General features: G+C 68.4%; 17 protein-coding genes and 1 tRNA gene. 6 read left to right on the top strand and 12 right to left on the bottom strand.

Going from position 1 to position 15,542, the window contains the following annotated elements; genetic code table 11:
• Nucleotides 1-177 precede the first annotated feature (177 nt).
• From AC3RJ6_RS13050 to AC3RJ6_RS13030, 5 genes are all read left to right on the top strand, one after another.
• Nucleotides 178-852 (top strand): hypothetical protein, encoded by a 675-nt coding sequence (locus AC3RJ6_RS13050; RefSeq protein ID WP_491427501.1) that lies wholly within the window; start codon nucleotides 178-180, stop codon nucleotides 850-852.
• A 356-nt stretch (nucleotides 853-1,208) separates the two neighbouring features.
• The gene (locus tag AC3RJ6_RS13045; protein ID WP_491427500.1) at nucleotides 1,209-2,906 is read left to right on the top strand and encodes a DUF726 domain-containing protein; all 1,698 of its coding nucleotides are present in this window, start codon (nucleotides 1,209-1,211) and stop codon (nucleotides 2,904-2,906) included.
• 313 nt (nucleotides 2,907-3,219) lie between these two features.
• Nucleotides 3,220-3,762, top strand: a complete 543-nt coding sequence (locus AC3RJ6_RS13040) for a hypothetical protein (protein WP_491427499.1) — start codon at nucleotides 3,220-3,222, stop codon at nucleotides 3,760-3,762.
• A 34-nt stretch (nucleotides 3,763-3,796) separates the two neighbouring features.
• The gene (locus tag AC3RJ6_RS13035) at nucleotides 3,797-4,054 is read left to right on the top strand and encodes a hypothetical protein (RefSeq protein WP_491427498.1); all 258 of its coding nucleotides are present in this window, start codon (nucleotides 3,797-3,799) and stop codon (nucleotides 4,052-4,054) included.
• Nucleotides 4,051-4,575, top strand: a complete 525-nt coding sequence (locus AC3RJ6_RS13030; RefSeq protein WP_491427497.1) for a hypothetical protein — start codon at nucleotides 4,051-4,053, stop codon at nucleotides 4,573-4,575. The genes AC3RJ6_RS13035 and AC3RJ6_RS13030 overlap by 4 nt, the downstream gene beginning before the upstream one ends.
• Nucleotides 4,576-4,934: 359 nt before the next feature.
• Here AC3RJ6_RS13030 and AC3RJ6_RS13025 read toward each other — a convergent pair whose 3' ends face one another.
• From AC3RJ6_RS13025 to rplU, 11 genes are all read right to left on the bottom strand, one after another.
• A complete protein-coding gene (locus AC3RJ6_RS13025) occupies nucleotides 4,935-5,162 on the bottom strand; it encodes a helix-turn-helix transcriptional regulator (protein ID WP_244853949.1) in 228 nt (75 codons plus the stop codon).
• A gap of 196 nt (nucleotides 5,163-5,358) precedes the next feature.
• Nucleotides 5,359-5,434: transfer RNA gene (locus tag AC3RJ6_RS13020), tRNA-Ala, on the bottom strand.
• A gap of 117 nt (nucleotides 5,435-5,551) precedes the next feature.
• Entirely contained in the window at nucleotides 5,552-5,914 is a 363-nt protein-coding gene (gene rsfS / locus AC3RJ6_RS13015) for a ribosome silencing factor (RefSeq protein ID WP_491427496.1), read from the bottom strand.
• 57 nt (nucleotides 5,915-5,971) lie between these two features.
• Nucleotides 5,972-7,243 carry a hypothetical protein gene (locus tag AC3RJ6_RS13010; protein ID WP_491427495.1) on the bottom strand — a complete coding sequence of 424 codons (1,272 nt, stop codon included), beginning with the start codon at nucleotides 7,241-7,243 and terminating at the stop codon, nucleotides 5,972-5,974.
• A complete protein-coding gene (nadD, locus tag AC3RJ6_RS13005) occupies nucleotides 7,240-7,839 on the bottom strand; it encodes a nicotinate-nucleotide adenylyltransferase (protein ID WP_491427802.1) in 600 nt (199 codons plus the stop codon). The genes AC3RJ6_RS13010 and nadD overlap by 4 nt, the downstream gene beginning before the upstream one ends.
• 16 nt (nucleotides 7,840-7,855) lie before the next feature.
• The gene (locus tag AC3RJ6_RS13000; RefSeq protein ID WP_491427494.1) at nucleotides 7,856-8,077 is read right to left on the bottom strand and encodes a hypothetical protein; all 222 of its coding nucleotides are present in this window, start codon (nucleotides 8,075-8,077) and stop codon (nucleotides 7,856-7,858) included.
• Between the two features lie 69 nt (nucleotides 8,078-8,146).
• Nucleotides 8,147-9,415 (bottom strand): glutamate-5-semialdehyde dehydrogenase, encoded by a 1,269-nt coding sequence (locus tag AC3RJ6_RS12995; protein ID WP_491427493.1) that lies wholly within the window; start codon nucleotides 9,413-9,415, stop codon nucleotides 8,147-8,149.
• A gap of 46 nt (nucleotides 9,416-9,461) precedes the next feature.
• Nucleotides 9,462-10,244 (bottom strand): glutamate 5-kinase, encoded by a 783-nt coding sequence (gene proB, locus AC3RJ6_RS12990; protein ID WP_491427492.1) that lies wholly within the window; start codon nucleotides 10,242-10,244, stop codon nucleotides 9,462-9,464.
• A complete protein-coding gene (obgE, locus tag AC3RJ6_RS12985) occupies nucleotides 10,241-11,782 on the bottom strand; it encodes a GTPase ObgE (protein WP_491427491.1) in 1,542 nt (513 codons plus the stop codon). The genes proB and obgE overlap by 4 nt, the downstream gene beginning before the upstream one ends.
• A 98-nt stretch (nucleotides 11,783-11,880) precedes the next feature.
• Complete coding sequence (rpmA, locus tag AC3RJ6_RS12980; protein WP_022888079.1) at nucleotides 11,881-12,138, bottom strand: 50S ribosomal protein L27; 258 nt, start codon at nucleotides 12,136-12,138, stop codon at nucleotides 11,881-11,883.
• A gap of 26 nt (nucleotides 12,139-12,164) precedes the next feature.
• The gene (rplU, locus tag AC3RJ6_RS12975; protein WP_136706928.1) at nucleotides 12,165-12,473 is read right to left on the bottom strand and encodes a 50S ribosomal protein L21; all 309 of its coding nucleotides are present in this window, start codon (nucleotides 12,471-12,473) and stop codon (nucleotides 12,165-12,167) included.
• Nucleotides 12,474-12,713: 240 nt separating this feature from the next.
• Here rplU and AC3RJ6_RS12970 point away from each other — a divergent pair, with 240 nt between their 5' ends.
• Nucleotides 12,714-13,004 carry a DUF4031 domain-containing protein gene (locus AC3RJ6_RS12970; RefSeq protein WP_491427489.1) on the top strand — a complete coding sequence of 97 codons (291 nt, stop codon included), beginning with the start codon at nucleotides 12,714-12,716 and terminating at the stop codon, nucleotides 13,002-13,004.
• On the opposite strand, the gene AC3RJ6_RS12965 is transcribed toward AC3RJ6_RS12970, so the two are convergent.
• Nucleotides 12,996-15,527 carry an Rne/Rng family ribonuclease gene (locus AC3RJ6_RS12965; protein WP_491427488.1) on the bottom strand — a complete coding sequence of 844 codons (2,532 nt, stop codon included), beginning with the start codon at nucleotides 15,525-15,527 and terminating at the stop codon, nucleotides 12,996-12,998. The genes AC3RJ6_RS12970 and AC3RJ6_RS12965 overlap by 9 nt on opposite strands.
• Between the last annotated feature and the right edge of the window lie 15 nt (nucleotides 15,528-15,542).

Genomic DNA, 15,542 nt, shown 5'->3' with positions numbered 1-15,542 from the left:
GGTAGGGCACTCCTGGTCGGGTCGATACTGACAGGCGGCAGCGACGGATGCTGCCACTGTTGTTCATCATTCCTCACTCACCCCCCTTGAGCGTGGAGGCGATGACACCAGAACTGGGGACAGCCGCGAGGCCCTTGACGCCTGCTGAGCTCCGGCAAGACCGGGAAGATGAGAGTCGTGCCCCGCCCGAAAGCCCTCTTCGCCGTTTTCCTTGCGATTCCGCTCATCCTCACCGGGTGCAGCGGCTACGGCTCGAGTCATTCGTCGTCTGCTCAAGATCAGATGAGCTGCGACGATCTGCTCGACTACCTCGTCGATCACGAACGATCCGGATCCACGACAAACGTGGACGACACCGTTGGGTGGATGAGCGAGAACTGCGGCGAGCCGTTCGACGTGTTCATCGACTACGTCTCCACCAAGGGCATGGTCGACACGATGGGCATCGAATCGTGTTCGACGCACGCCGAGCGCATCTCGAGGGAAGCAGTCGAGCTTCTCTACGAGGACGGCCTCTGCTCCGACACCGCCGATGCTGCCGTACCGAATGCACCGGCGGTCGATCAACCCGGTGGCGGCATCGCCTGGAGCGAGGCCGTCGACTACGCCGGTACGACGCAGCGGGTGTGCGGTCCGCTCGCCGGCGGCGGCAATTCGGAGGACGATGTCTTTCTGAACCTCGGCCTCGACTACCCCGACCCGGGCCGTTTCCAGATCGTCGTTTGGGATATCGGCAGCCTCGAGCCCATCGATGGCGGCAAGACGCTCTGTACCGAGGGCCTCATCACGCTCTACAACGGAGTCGCGCAGATCGAGCTCTACGATCCGAGCGTGATCGAGATCTACGGGTAACTCCGGCGCGACGCCTCAGTCATTGCCCCGCCCTGGAGGGCGGACGAAAGGATCCACACGTGGAAATTGCCGGTAATCCAATTCTCGGCTGGTTGATGCTCTTCGGAGGGCTCGCTCTCGCAGGGTGGGTGACGTCATTTCCGCTGATCTGGCTACTCACGCTCCGGACGGACGGTAAGTAGCCCAGCCCGAAGAATCCGCTCGCGCGGTACCAATGGCTCGTTGCGACACTCATCGCGATCATCTACTTCATCCTGCTCGGAAACGCGGTGAACTGGCAGCTCTAGCGTCTCGGCTCGGTACCGCCAGACCAGCTGATACGTCGCACCCGCGCCGTCTTGTGGCACGATCGAGCCATGCCCGGATCCCTGCATGCATACGTCGTCGAAGGCACGCGCCTCAGCGTCAAGGTGACCTCGGATCAAGGAGCGACACTCTCGCTCACGGGCGACCTGACCGACCTCGAGCCCGTTGTCGAAGACAGCGGCGCTCTTGAGACCAACCAGGCGCTGCGCAGCAACATGTGGGCGTACGCGAAGACCTGGTACGCGGCTCGCGCGGCGTCGAATGCCGAAGCACTCGGCATCTCAGACCCCGTCGAGCAGAAAGCTGCACTGAAACTCGTAGCGGAGGCGCAGCGAGTTGCTCAGAAGCGGGCCGACTCGTACGCCAAGGCCGCACAGTGGATCGCCGACGTCGCAGATGATCTCTCTTCACTGGACGTGCTGAACGGCTGGTGCTCCTCGTGCTTCACGAAGGATGAGCACCGAAAGTCGAACCGCCCTGCTGGGCAGTTGCCGGTGTACGTCTGCCAAGGTTGCGGATCCCCCACGCTGCCGTGCGTCGCGGTCGGCTGCGACAACATGGCCGTGCGTGATCGTGGAGCGATCCGCGTGCCCCAGTTCTGCGCAGAGCACCGCCGCGACATCCCAGGCTTCGAGAAGTCGCAAGGGACGTTCGGGGATCTTCACGACTACGAGGATTACCTCCAGTACGAGAAGCCCGACCTCGACAAGACATCCAAGATCGTTGTGGGCAGCGCGCTCGCGGTCGGTGTGGCTGTGCCGCTCGCCCTACTCGCCGCGCCAGCCATCGGAGGCGCGATCGGTTCGCTCGGCGTGTTCGGCGGCTTCTCGGGTGCGGCCGCCACCTCCCACGGTCTCGCGCTGCTTGGCGGCGGCAGCCTTGCAGCCGGCGGGCTCGGCATGGCCGGTGGCACCGCCGTCGTCACCGCAGTCGGCGCCGCGGTCGGCGGAGCGCTCGGTGCATCAGTCGCCAACGCCTACCTCCGCGAGGACAAGTCGTTCCGCATCGACCTCCTCCGCCCGGGAAAGGGCGGCGTGCCTGTTCTCGTGGCAAATGGGTTCCTCACCGACGGAGAGGGTGAGAAGTGGGGAGGGTGGAAGAAGATCGTCAACGATCGCTATCCAGACTCCCCCGTGTACCGCGTCCGGTGGGGGTCAAAGGAACTCCGCGACTTCGGCATCCTCGGCGTGAATGCAATCGGAAAGGCTGGTGCTGTCGCGGGTGCGAAGGCCGCAGCGGCAATGGCAAACAAGGCCGGCGCCAAGCTTCTCGGAAACGTGATCGGCCCAGCGATGATCGCGACCGACCTCGCCAAGAACCCGTGGCACGTCGCGAAGAGCCGCGCAGACAAGACGGGCGTAGTCCTCGGAGACCTGCTGGCTCGTACGGAGGCCGACTCATACGTGCTCATCGGCCACAGTCTCGGCGCACGCGTGATGGTCGTCGCCGCTGAATCCCTCGGTACGAAGCCCGGCGGCCCGAGAATCCAGGCGGCTCACCTGCTCGGCGCCGCAATCGGGGCGAAGAGCAACTGGGACGCGCTCACAGCCGCCGTCGACGACGCCGTATACGGCTATCACTCGACCAATGACAGCGTGCTGAAGTACATCTACACCACGGCACAGGTCGGCGAAACTGCCGCAGGACTCGCCGGATTCACTCCTGCATCAGGCAAGTTGCTGAATATCGACGTCTCGGACCGAGTGAAGACGCACTTCGAATACCAGGACAACGTCCAACTCACATAGCGCCCCGGCCCTCGACACCTGTTCACCGATAACAGAGCGACGACTTGGAGGCGATCTGCGGAGTCGATCGCTCGACTGCTGCAGTGGGAGACTGCAGCACGCGAAGCCGAACCGATCGTTAGTGAGGACAAGCTCCGGGTTCGCATGGAACGCATAGCAGCGAAGCAGATGCCCGGCCAGGCAGCTTGCTCGGAGCCACCCGAGCTAGTGGCGGTGCACGATGCCTTGGTAGAACCTCTGGCAGGCCGGATTCCGGCGCCAACCCTGAGGCAATAGGGCAGCGAATCTTTGCACGCCGGAGTATCCTTCGGCTGTGAACTCGGCAACTGCCGCTCTACTTGGTGCCGCCGTCGGTGCATCGATTGCGGGTCTCTTGGCCTTGTTCAACAGCTGGGCCCAACACAGGCGCGACCGCCGGCGGCGCAGTCAGGACACGAGACGGGAAGCGTACATCGACTTCCTTTTCCAAACCCAGCATCTCTGGAACAGCACACGACAGATCGCTCGAGAACTGGAGAAGTCCATCGCCGCGAACAAGACTGGCGCGTGGCCCCTGATGACCGCGGAGCGGGCCGCGGACCTAAAACTTGAAGCTAATCGGGCCTTCAACGACTTGGGCAGGAGTTTGATGGCGGTGGAGTTGATCGGGAGCCCGCCCGTCCGGGCCGAAGCCGTACACACTGCCAAACAGTTGCGACAATTCAACATCGAAGTGATCCAGGCGCTCGACGAAGTTCAGTTGACGAGCCAAGGCAGCTACGACTGGTCCGAAAAGATGCAGCGGGTAATGCAACTGAACGTAGCCTCTCGAGGCGACACCACACTGATCGGAATGATGCGCCACGACATTCAGTAGTGGATCAAGCGTGAACCCCAGGGAGGATGACGCCATGCCACCGGACGCTGTCTGGATCGCTCCGACGGGGCTGCGCGCTGTCGGCGACGAGCGCGCCGCGCAACTGCCGGACGACGTCATGCGCGATACGAAGCTCTCGTTAATGGCGCGCGGCCTCTACGCGCTCGTACTCTCCGGATGTGGTGCACCCATCAATCCCTTCAAGGATGCCTTCGAATCCAGCGAAGACATTCGCGCCGCGATTGATGTACTGGTGGCCGCAGGACTCGTCGTCGAGGTGCCCACGCCGTGAACAACTTCTCCGACTTTGTCCCGGCGACCTGGAATCGCGTCGGACTTGAGACCGCGGGCTATGTGGGATTCGTGACGTTCAGCGAGCTTCGCCAGATGGGCGCCTCGAAGCGACCGGGCATTTACGTCGTCGTCAGAGATGGTGGGACACAACCGGAGTTCTTGCCTGCGAGCACTGCCGGAAAGACAAAGGACTTCACTGAGCAGGTGCCATTATTGGCTGCGGAGTGGATCGACGGCGCGGAGGTGGTCTACATCGGCCTCGCGACGTACGGTGCCAGGCGCGACGGCATCCATCGGCGGCTGAAGCAGTACCGGCGCACCGGTGCTGGGACGGCTGACAACCATGGCGGTGGTGTGTGGGTCTTTCAGCTCGCTGATGCCGAAGAACTAAAGGTCTGCTGGCGAGACTCTGACGACGAGTCCGATGTGTACATCGCGGCGCTCGAACACCACCTCATCAAGGATTTCGTCGCCCGCCCGGAGCACGGCAGACGGCCCTATGCGAATCGGAAGGATTAGCAGCCCAGTGGAATGGGAGCCGAACGCTACGGTCACACCCTGAACGAAGCTGCCGGAAACCCACGTCCAAACGCTCACGCGCGTTGATGTTAATGGCATACAGGTTTCGGCGCGCAACTGCTTGAAGCCAATTCGCTGACCTTCCCCAATGCGTCGAGCTAAATGCCGGGGATTTGCAGTGCGGTATCGCCCCTCGGTTCAGACTCGATGATCCGCCCGAGCTCCTGTGTGACGGTGCCGCGCACTCGGCCGTCCGGCAGGTCGTGGTAGGTGATCTCCCCGTGTGAGCCGGGTTCCATTCTGCTGCGTGGCATTGCAATCGCCCTCTGTGTTCGCAGAGTATGAAGCCATCGCCGTGCTCACCGTCGGTCCGTCCGGGCCTGCAGCCAGGCCTGAACGTTCTCGCGGCTGTATCGCAGATGTTTGCCGAGCTTGGTGGCCTTCGGGCCGGTGCCTTCGAGACGCCAGTGGTAGATCGTCTCTTTGGACAGCTGCAAGTACTGCGCCAGTTCGTCGACGCTGAGGTAGTCCCCCAGCTCGTCGACGAACCGCGATGCCGGAACGGTGTGATCGGTTGATGTGCTCATACTCCTCAGGAGTGCGCATCACGCCGCATTGCTTGCCTTCTCAGGACATCGCATGTGGAAGCCTGTGGAAGCCTGTGGAAGCCTGTGGAAGCCTGTCATCGTTCTGAAAAGTGACCCAAAACAGCCCCAACGGCCCATTTCCGGCCCATTTCAACGAAACAACCCCTGACAAATCTCACGATTCATCAGGGGTTCTTGGTGGATCTGAGGGGACTCGAACCCCTGACCCCCTGCATGCCATGCAGGTGCGCTACCAGCTGCGCCACAGACCCGTTCGGAACTCTCGTTCCGCGGTGCTTCCCGCTCTCGCGGGGCAACATGTCGAGCTTACACCAGCGGATGCCGCCTCGCGAAATCGGCGGTGACACCCCGGGCGATTCGCGCCTCGATCAGGACTTCGCCGCGAGCAGCGGCTCGACCGGCAGGGCTGGGCAGTCGGACCAGAGCCGCTCGAGCCCGTAGTACATCCGCTCCTCGCGGTGGAACACGTGCACGACGAGGTCGCCGAAGTCGAGCAGCACCCAGCGCCCGGCGTCGTGCCCCTCGCGGCGGCTCGCCCGCCCGAGCACCTCCTCGATCGCGTCGGCGATCGCGACGACGTTGCGCTCGGAGTTGCCGGTCGCGAGCAGGAAGACGTCCGCGAACGGCAGCGGCCCCGAGACATCCAGTGCGACCAGGTCTTCGGCGCCCTTCGCGTCGGCCGCACGTACTGCGCGGGACAGGGAGTCGAGGGCTTGTGCGGATGCGGTCATTCGCTCACTTCCGGGGTCGGAGTTCGGTGTCGAGGAGTCGGGGTGACGTCGTCGGGGTCAGAAGAGGCCCGTCATCGCGCCGATGACGAGGGTGCCGACGACGCCGAGGGCGAGCACACCGGCCGTGACCGCGAGCACGAGGGGCACGTTCATGCCCTCCTTCTTCGGCGGCGCCATCATCGTGCGCGCGGCCGCCTGCGTGCTGATCGCGCTCGTCGCGGCGACCGGGGCCACGCCGGTGCCCACCTCTTCGACGCTGTCGAAGAGGCGGTCGACGTCTGAGGAGTCGATCTGGCTCGGGTGCACGCCGGTCGCACCGTAGCTGCGCGGCAGGTCGATCGAGCCGGTCGCGATGACCTCGCCCGACTGGGCGAGCGCGTCGCCGAACGGGCCCTGGTCGGGCAGCGACGGCAGGATCAGCGCGTTCGTCGTGGTCGGCACGCCGTGGCTCAGCGAGCCGCGCGAGAGCAACTGGTCGAACGGCCCCGAGGGTTCGTCATCCGGCACGTTGAGCTGCGTCGTCCAATGCGCGGGCGCGGGCGCGCTCGGCGTGGGTGCGGGGGCCTCGGCGATCGGCGTCGCGAGCGAGGCGGGCATCGGCGACTGCGCTCCGGGCAGCACGAGCGGAGAGGCCGGCGGGACCGGTGCTGGCGCGACGGGCGCCGAGGACGACATCGGCTGTCCGGTCTGCGGATGCACGACGTGCGGCTGCGCCGGTTCGGCCGGATACGGTGCGGCGTCGCCCTCGAGCTCGTCGTCGAACTCGTCGAGCGCGGCCCCCTCGAGCATCGCCCGCAGTTCGCGCCGCGTCAGCGTGCGCTCGGGCGTCTGGGCCGCGGCTGCGGCCGCACTCACGGGAGCGGACTCGACCGGAGCGGCGGGCGGTGACGTCGCGGGCATCGGCACCGCGGGTGCCGACGGCGCGGGAACAGGTGCTGCGGTCGCGGCTGCCGGAGCAACTGGGGCCGACGGCGGCGCGAACGGGTTCTGCTGCGGCAGCTGCGACTGCGTCGGAACCTGCGGTGTCGCGATGACCGCGTCGAAACCGCCCGCGGGACGCGGCGGCGCGTAGCTCGGGCTCGGTGCGACCTGCGCGGCCGCGGAGACCGGCGCGGCGAACTGGGGACTCGCCGGCTGCGGCGCCGGCGTCACCGGCTGGGGCGCCGGCACGACCGGTGCCTGCTGCGGGAGCGCGGGCGCCGCAGCGGGGGCCGGCGGGAACGGCTGGGCGGGGGCGTCGGGGGTCGACGAAGACGCCTGCTGCTCGCGCAGGCGCTCTCGCTCCCGCAGCTCACGACGAGTGAGCGGCGGTTCGTTCGACGACGTCATTCGACACTCCGGTAGAGATGGTGCTTGGAGATGTACTGGACGACCCCATCGGGGACCAAGTACCACACCGGGAAACCCCGGCGCACCCTGCTCCGGCAATCGGTCGACGAAATCGCCAGTGCCGGAACCTCAAGCAAGCTTACGTCCTGCTCCGGCAAACCCGAAACGCTCAGCACATGTCCCGGGCGACTCACAGCAACGAAGTGCGCCAGCTCCCAGAGCTCGTCGACGTCCTTCCACGAGAGGATCTGGGCGATCGCATCCGCACCGGTGATGAAGAACAGATCGGCATCGGGCCGTTCACGACGGATGTCGCGGAGCGTGTCGATCGTGAACGTCGCCTTCTCGCGGTCGATGTCGACCCGGCTCACCGTGAAGCGCGGGTTCGAGGCCGTCGCGATGACCGTCATGAGGTAGCGGTGCTCCGCCGGCGTCACGACCGTCTTGTAGCTCGGTTGTCCGGTCGGCACGAAGATCACCTCGTCGAGGTCGTGCGATTGCGCGACCTCGCTCGCGGCCACGAGGTGGCCGTGATGGATCGGATCGAACGTGCCGCCCATGATCCCGATGCGGGATCGGCGGCCCGGCACCGTCACCGGGCGACCACTCGCCTCAGTGACCGTGCCCGTGCGCGTCACCGTGGCGGGCGGCGTACGCCTCCGCCTTGGCGCGGTGGCGGTTCGCGACGTCGCGGTACGACGCGGTGACGACGGCGAGGATCGCGAAGATGATGAGGGCGATGAGCCCGAACACCCAGGTCTCGACACCCAGCTCTTGCGCGTGCGCCGACTCGGCGACCACCGTTCCGGTCAACGCTGCGGTGCTGAGGCTCATTCGGCCGTTCCTTTCGATCCTGCGGGTAACGCTCGGGCCAGTCTATCGAGGTCGAGCGGTGCCGTGCGCTCAGGCGCGCACGTGACCCGCTCCGCGCACGATCCACTTCGTGCTCGTCAACTGCGGCAGGCCCATGGGCCCGCGTGCATGGAGCTTCTGGGTGGAGATGCCGACCTCGGCGCCGAAGCCGAACTCCGCGCCGTCGGTGAAGCGCGTCGACGCGTTCACCATGACGGCGGCGGCGTCGACCTCGTTGAGGAACCGCTCGGCGTTGCCGAGGTCGTTGGTCACGATCGCCTCGGTGTGCTTCGTCGAGTACCGGCGGATGTGGGCGAGCGCGTCGTCGAGCGAGTCGACGACGCCGACCGACAGGTCGAGGCTCATGTGCTCGGTCGCCCAGTCCTCGTCGGTCACCGGCACGGTCTCGGGCCGGATCGCCCGAGCTCGCTCGTCGGCGTGCACGGTGACCCCGGATGCCTCGAGCCGGTCGATCACGGCCGGCAGCAGCCGCTCGGCGGCGGCGCGATGCACGAGCAGCGTCTCGAGCGCGTTGCAGACGCTCGGTCGCTGCACCTTGGCGTTGTGCACGAGCTCGACGGCCCACGACTCGGGCGCGCTCTCGTCGAGGAACATGTGCACGACGCCCGCGCCCGTCTCGATCACGGGCACGCGCGCCTCGTCGACGACCGCGCGGATGAGCCCGGCGCTCCCCCGCGGGATGAGCACGTCGACGTACTCGCGCGCCTGCATGAGGTGGCGGGCGCCCACTCGGCCGAAGTCGTCGACCGTCTGCACGGCGTCGGCCGGCAGTCCGGCGCGCTCGAGCGCGGCCCGGAGCACCTCGACGAGCACCGCGTTGGTCTGCTCGGCGGCGCTGCCGCCACGCAGGACGACGGCATTGCCGCTCTTGAGCGCGAGCACCGCGATGTCGATCGTGACATTGGGGCGCGCCTCGTAGATCGCCCCGACGACGCCGAGCGGAACCCGCACCTGGTCGATGCGCACGCCGCTCGGCAGCGAACGTCCGCTCACGGTCTCGCCGATCGGGTCGGTGAGCGCGATCACCTCGAGCACCGCATCGGCGAGCGCGTTCACGCGGCGCACGTCGAGGGTCAGGCGATCGAGCAGTCCGCTCGAGAGGCCGTTGTCACGACCCGCCTCGAGGTCGCGCGCGTTCGCCGCCACGATCTCGTCGGCGCGCTCGCGCAGGATCGCAGCGACCTGGGCCAGGGCCTCGTCCTTCTCGGCGGTCGACGCCTGTGCGAGGCGGTACGACGCGGACTTGGCCGCGGCGAGCCGATCGTCGAGCACATCGGGATCCAGGTCGGGTTGCTCCATGGCTCAAGCCTAGGCGAGGCAGTCGGCACCCGACCGCCGTGTGACGTCAGCGGGCGGGCTCGAACCAGGTGCCGAGCTCCGCACCCGCGAGCGCGTCGGCGACGCGAGGCGTCGCCGTGATCAGCACGGCGGCACCCGCCTCGGCGGCGACCCGCGCCGCAGACACCTTCGTCTCCGCGCCGCCCGTGCCGACGCCCGCGCGACCGACCGAGCCGATCTCGACCCCGGCGAGCTCGTCGCCGAACGCGACGTGCCCGATCCGCTCGGCACCCGGCAGGTGGGGCGGTTTCGTGTAGAGGGCGTCGACGTCGGAGAGCAGCACGAGCAGGTCGGCGCCGATCAGCTCGGCGACGAGGGCCGCGAGACGGTCGTTGTCGCCGAAGCGGATCTCGTGCGTCGCGACGGTGTCGTTCTCGTTGACGATGGGCATGATGCGCAGGGCCAGCAGCCGATCGATCGCGCGCTGCGCGTTGACCCGCGGGGTGTCGTTCTCGAGGTCGCCCGCCGTGAGCAGCACCTGGCCGGCGACGATGTCGTAGCGGTCGAGGGCGTCCTGGTAGCGCACCATGAGCAGGTTCTGCCCGACGGAGGCCGCGGCCTGCTGGGTCGCGAGGTCGGTCGGCCGCGCGTCGAGCCGCAGGTACGGCATGCCCGTCGCGATCGCGCCCGACGAGACGAGCACGACCTCGGTGCCGCGCCCGTGCGCCGCGGCGAGCGCCTCCACGAGCGGTGCGATCTGGCCGGTGTTCTCGCCGCTGATCGACGATGAGCCGACCTTGACGACGATCCGGCGTGCGGACGGGATGTCGGAGCGGGAGCCGAGCGTCATCGTTCGCCGTCTCCCGTGCCGGCCTCCTCGTCGCCCGCCGACTCGTCCGACCAGATGCCGGCCTCGCGCTCGCGCTCGAGCTCGGCGCGGGCCTCGGCCTTCGCGTCCATGCGCTCGTGGTAGCCGCTCTTGCGCTCGGCGCGCGTCGCCCGCCGGTTCTCGTCGAGGCGCACGTCGGTGCCGCGGGGCGAGGTGATGAGCTCGGCGGTCGAGGTGAGCGTGGGCTCCCAGTCGAAGACGACGCCCTGGCCCTTGCCGATGACGACGGTCGAACCCGCCACCGCGCCGGCGCGGACGAGCTCGTCCTCGACGCCGAGCCGGGCGAGCCGGTCGGCGAGGTAGCCGACGGCCTCGTCGTTGGCGAAGTCGGTCTGCTGCACCCAGCGCTCGGGCTTCTTGCCGATGACGCGGTAGATCGTGCCGTAGCTGCCGCCCTCGGCGCGAACGGTGAACCCGGCGTCGTCGACCGCCTTCGGGCGCATGACGATGCGCTCGGGCGCCGGCGTCGCAGCCGCCTCGGCTCGCGCGCGATCGACGAGCTCGCCGAGCGCGAAGCCGAGCTGGCGGAGGCCCTCGTGGCTGACCGTCGAGATCTCGAACACGCGGTAGCCGCGCGACTCGAGCTCGGGTCGCACGAAGTCGGCCAGCTCGCGCGCCTCGGGCACGTCGACCTTGTTGAGCGCGACGAGCTGGGGGCGCTCGAGCAGCGGGACCTGTCCCTCGGGGACCGGGTATGCCGCGAGCTCGGCGAGGATGACGTCGAGGTCGCTGATGGGGTCGCGGCCGGGCTCGAGGGTGGCGCAGTCGATGACGTGCAGGAGTGCCGAGCAGCGCTCGACGTGACGCAGGAATTCGAGGCCGAGTCCCTTGCCCTCGCTCGCACCCTCGATGAGGCCGGGCACGTCGGCGACGGTGTAGCGGTGGTCGCCGGCCTGCACGACACCGAGGTTCGGGTGCAGCGTGGTGAACGGGTAGTCGGCGATCTTCGGCCGTGCAGCCGAGAGCGCGGCGATGAGGCTCGACTTGCCGGCGCTCGGGAAGCCGACGAGCGCGACGTCGGCGATCGTCTTCAGCTCGAGGCGGATCTCGTGCTCGTCGCCGTCGGTGCCGAGCAGGGCGAATCCGGGGGCCTTGCGCTTCGTCGTCGCGAGCGCGGCGTTGCCGAGGCCGCCGAGGCCGCCGGCCGCCGCGACGTAGCGGAGGCCGGGCTCGGCGAGATCGGCGAGCTCGTTGCCCTCGTCGTCCTTCACGACCGTGCCGACGGGCACGGGGAGCTCGAGGTCTTCGCCCGCCGCGCCCGAACGGTTGTCGCCCATGCCGGGCTGGCCGTTCGACGACGATCGGTGCGGGCGGCCGTGGTACGCGAGCAGGGTCGTCACTTGCGGGTCGGCGACGAGCACGATGTCACCGCCGTGACCGCCGTTGCCGCCGTCGGGCCCCGCGAGCGGCTTGAACTTCTCGCGCCGCACCGACACGCAGCCGTTGCCGCCGTGGCCGGCGCGCAGGTAGAGCGTCACCTCGTCGACGAAGCTGACCATGCCGACCCCTCCTCGATTACTGGGTGGACTGAATGGATCCGAGTGATGAAACACGTGAGGGCGAGCCGAAGCCCGCCCTCACGAAGACCGTCGGTCGACTACTCGCCGACCGCCACGATGTTGACGACCTTGCGGCCGCCCTTGTTGCCGAACTGCACCGCACCGGCCTCGAGCGCGAACAGGGTGTCGTCGCCACCGCGACCGACGCCCGCACCCGGGTGGAAGTGGGTGCCGCGCTGGCGGACGAGGATCTCGCCGGCGCTGACGACCTGGCCGCCGAAGCGCTTCACGCCGAGGCGCTGCGCGTTCGAGTCACGACCGTTGCGAGTGGAGCTCGCTCCCTTTTTGTGTGCCATGTCTGATTCTCCTTGGACGCCGCGGGTTACTTGATGCCGGTGACCTTGACGCGCGTGAGCTCCTGACGGTGGCCCTGGCGCTTCTTGTAGCCGGTCTTGTTCTTGAACTTCTGGATCACGATCTTCGGGCCGCGGAGGTCGTTGAGAACCTCGGCCGTGACCGTGACCTTCGCGAGCGACTTGGCGTCGGAGGTGATCTTGTCACCGTCGACGAGGAGCACCGGGGTGAGCTGGACGTTGCCGTCCTTGTCAGCCTTGATGCGGTCCATCGTCACGATGGTGCCGACTTCGACCTTCTCCTGCCGACCGCCGGCGCGCACTACTGCGTAAACCACTACTCGTACCTATCTCTGGGGAGCCTCTCGGCTCCGTCTGCCTGATGGGATTGTCACTGCGCGGTCGCCCCAGCGGGAAGAAGGGTGGTGACTGCCAGAAAACGATGTGCAGAGTGAACTGCAAGATGGCGCGCACTGGGATAAGCAGCGGCACCAACGGTCGAGTTTACCGGATGACTCGGAGGCGGTCAAACGCGCGGCGACGGCGCGTCGCGCGGCATCGCGGCGTAGCATCCCCTCATGACGGTCCTCATCGACACGCCCCTGTGGCCGAAGCACGGCACGGTCTGGGCGCACCTCGTCAGCGACGAGTCGATCGAGGAACTGCAGGCGTTCGCCCGGCGGGCCGAGCTCCCGGCGCGGGCGTTCGACCTCGACCACTACGACGTGCCGATCGAACGATACGACGAGCTCGTGGCCGCCGGCGCCGAGCCCGTGAGCCCGCGCGAGCTCGTGCGGCGCCTGCGACGCAGCGGCCTGCGGGTCACGCCGCGCGAACGGCGCGACCGCGCAGGCGGCGCGTCACTCTGAGCTGTCGGATGCCTCGGCGTCGGCGTCGCCGTCGGCGCGGGTGATCACGGGGATCGACCCGCCTGCGCTGAGCGAGGCCGTGGACACCCGGCGGCTGCGGGTACGTCCCTCCCCCGCCTTCTTCGGCGCGGGCAGCGCGTCGAGCACCGAGTCGAGGAGCACCTCGGCCTCCGCGGTCGGCACCGGGCGCTTGCGCTCGGTCGCCGGCTCGGGCAGGTCGATGATCGGCAGCACGGGCTCGGCGCCGTCGCCCGGCTGCGCGAGCTCGGCGACCTCGGGCGCAGCCTGGAGCTCGGGCTGGCCGGCCTCCTGCGACACCCGGCGGTGACGGCCGCGGCGGCGGCCGCCGGTCGGCGCGTCGGCGGCCGACTGGGCGACCGGCGTCTCGATCGCGGCCGGCGCACCCGTGTCGTCGCCCTTGGCCTCCGTGTGCGGGATCGTCGACGCGGCGATCTGGGCGAGCGCGTGCTTCGCATCGTCGGTGATCGCGTGCGTGCCGGCGTGCGGCGTCGACGGCGCCGCCGCCGGCTGCGGCTGCGACTGGCCTCCGCCGCCCCGGTTGCGCCGGCGCTCGGGCTGCTGCGGTGCACGGTGCTTCAGGATCGGCTCGTGATGCACGATGATGCCGCGGCCTGCGCACACCTCGCACGGCTCGCTGAACGACTCCAGGAGGCCGAGGCCGAGCTTCTTGCGGGTCATCTGCACGAGGCCGAGCGAGGTCACCTCGGCGACCTGGTGCTTCGTACGGTCGCGCGAGAGGCACTCGACGAGGCGGCGCAGCACGAGGTCGCGATTCGACTCGAGCACCATGTCGATGAAGTCGACGACGATGATGCCGCCGATGTCGCGCAGGCGCAGCTGGCGCACGATCTCTTCGGCCGCCTCGAGGTTGTTCTTCGTGACGGTCTCTTCGAGGTTGCCGCCCGAGCCGACGAACTTGCCGGTGTTGACGTCGACGACCGTCATCGCCTCGGTGCGGTCGATGATGAGCGAACCGCCCGACGGCAGCCACACCTTGCGGTCGAGCGCCTTCTCGATCTGCTCGGTGATGCGGAACTCGTCGAACGAGTCGCGGTCGCCCGAGTAGGCCTCGACGCGCTCGAGCAGGTCGGGGGCGACGGCCCGCAGATACCGCTCGATCGTCTGGCGGGCGGCGTCGCCCTCGATGATGAGCTTCTGGAAGTCCTCGTTGAAGACGTCGCGGACGATCTTGATGAGCAGGTCGGGCTCGGAGTGCAGGAGCGCGGGCGCCTGCACCTTCTCGAGCGTCTGCTGGATGTCGGCCCACTGGGCGATCAGCCGGTTGACGTCGAGCGTGAGCTGCTCTTCGGTGGCGCCCTCGGCCGCGGTGCGCACGATGACGCCCTGGTTCTCGGGCAGCACCTCTTTCAGGATCTTCTTGAGGCGCGCGCGCTCGGTGTCGGGGAGCTTGCGGCTGATGCCGTTCATCGATCCGTTCGGCACGTACACGAGGTACCGTCCGGGCAGCGAGACCTGGCTCGTCAGGCGGGCGCCCTTGTGGCCCACCGGGTCCTTCGTGACCTGCACGAGCACGCGGTCGCCGGGCTTCAGCGCGAGCTCGATGCGGCGCGGCTGGTTCTTCTCGCCGTTCTCGGCGGCGGCCTCCCAGTCGACCTCGCCCGAGTAGAGCACGGCGTTGCGGCCGCGGCCGATGTCGACGAACGCCGCCTCCATGCTCGGCAGCACGTTCTGCACGCGCCCGAGGTAGACATTCCCGATGAGGGATGCGTCTTGATTGCGCGCGACGTAGTGCTCGACGAGCACGCCGTCCTCGAGCACGCCGATCTGGATGCGGCCGCCCTTCTCGCGGACGACCATCGACCGGTCGACCGACTCGCGGCGGGCGAGGAACTCGGCCTCGGTGATCACGGCGCGGCGGCGGCCGGCGTCACGGCCGTCGCGGCGGCGCTGCTTCTTCGCCTCGAGGCGGGTCGAGCCCTTGACCTTCTGCGGCTCGGTGATGAGCTCGGGCTCGCGGGGCTTGCGCACCTTGACGACGTTGTTGGCCGGCTCGTCGCCGGTCGGCCGGTTCTCCTCGCCGGAACGTCGCCGGGTGCGGCGGCGGACGCTCGACCCCTCCTCGGCGCGCGGTTCGTCGCGCTCGGGCACCTCGAAGACGGGCGGCGCGTGGAAGATGAGCGACGTCGTCGTGAGGGTGGTCGGGATCGGCGAGACCGCGGGGGCGACCTCCTCGGCGGCGGATGCCGCGTCGGCGGCCGCTTCGGCCGGCGACTCCTCCGCGGCGGGCGCATCGGCCTCGGCCGCAGGGGCGGCCTCGGCCGCGGCATCCGCACCCGAAGCCGTCGCGGGCGAGCCGACCGGCTCGGTCGCGCCGTCGGAAGCCGTCGTCTCGGACGTCGCGGCCTCAGCCGTCGCCGCCTCGACGATCGCATCGCTCGACGCCCGACGCGACCGCCGGGAGCCGAACAGGCCGCCGCGCCGCTTGGGGGCGCTCACGCGCGAATCGGGTTCGTTGCTGTTCTTCTCGTTGCCTTCCACCATCTCTGGTGCACTCCT

The organism is Agromyces cucurbitae (genome assembly GCF_058349945.1).
The sequence above is the reverse complement of the archived record's forward strand: the minus strand, read 5'-3'. Positions and strand labels throughout refer to the sequence as shown.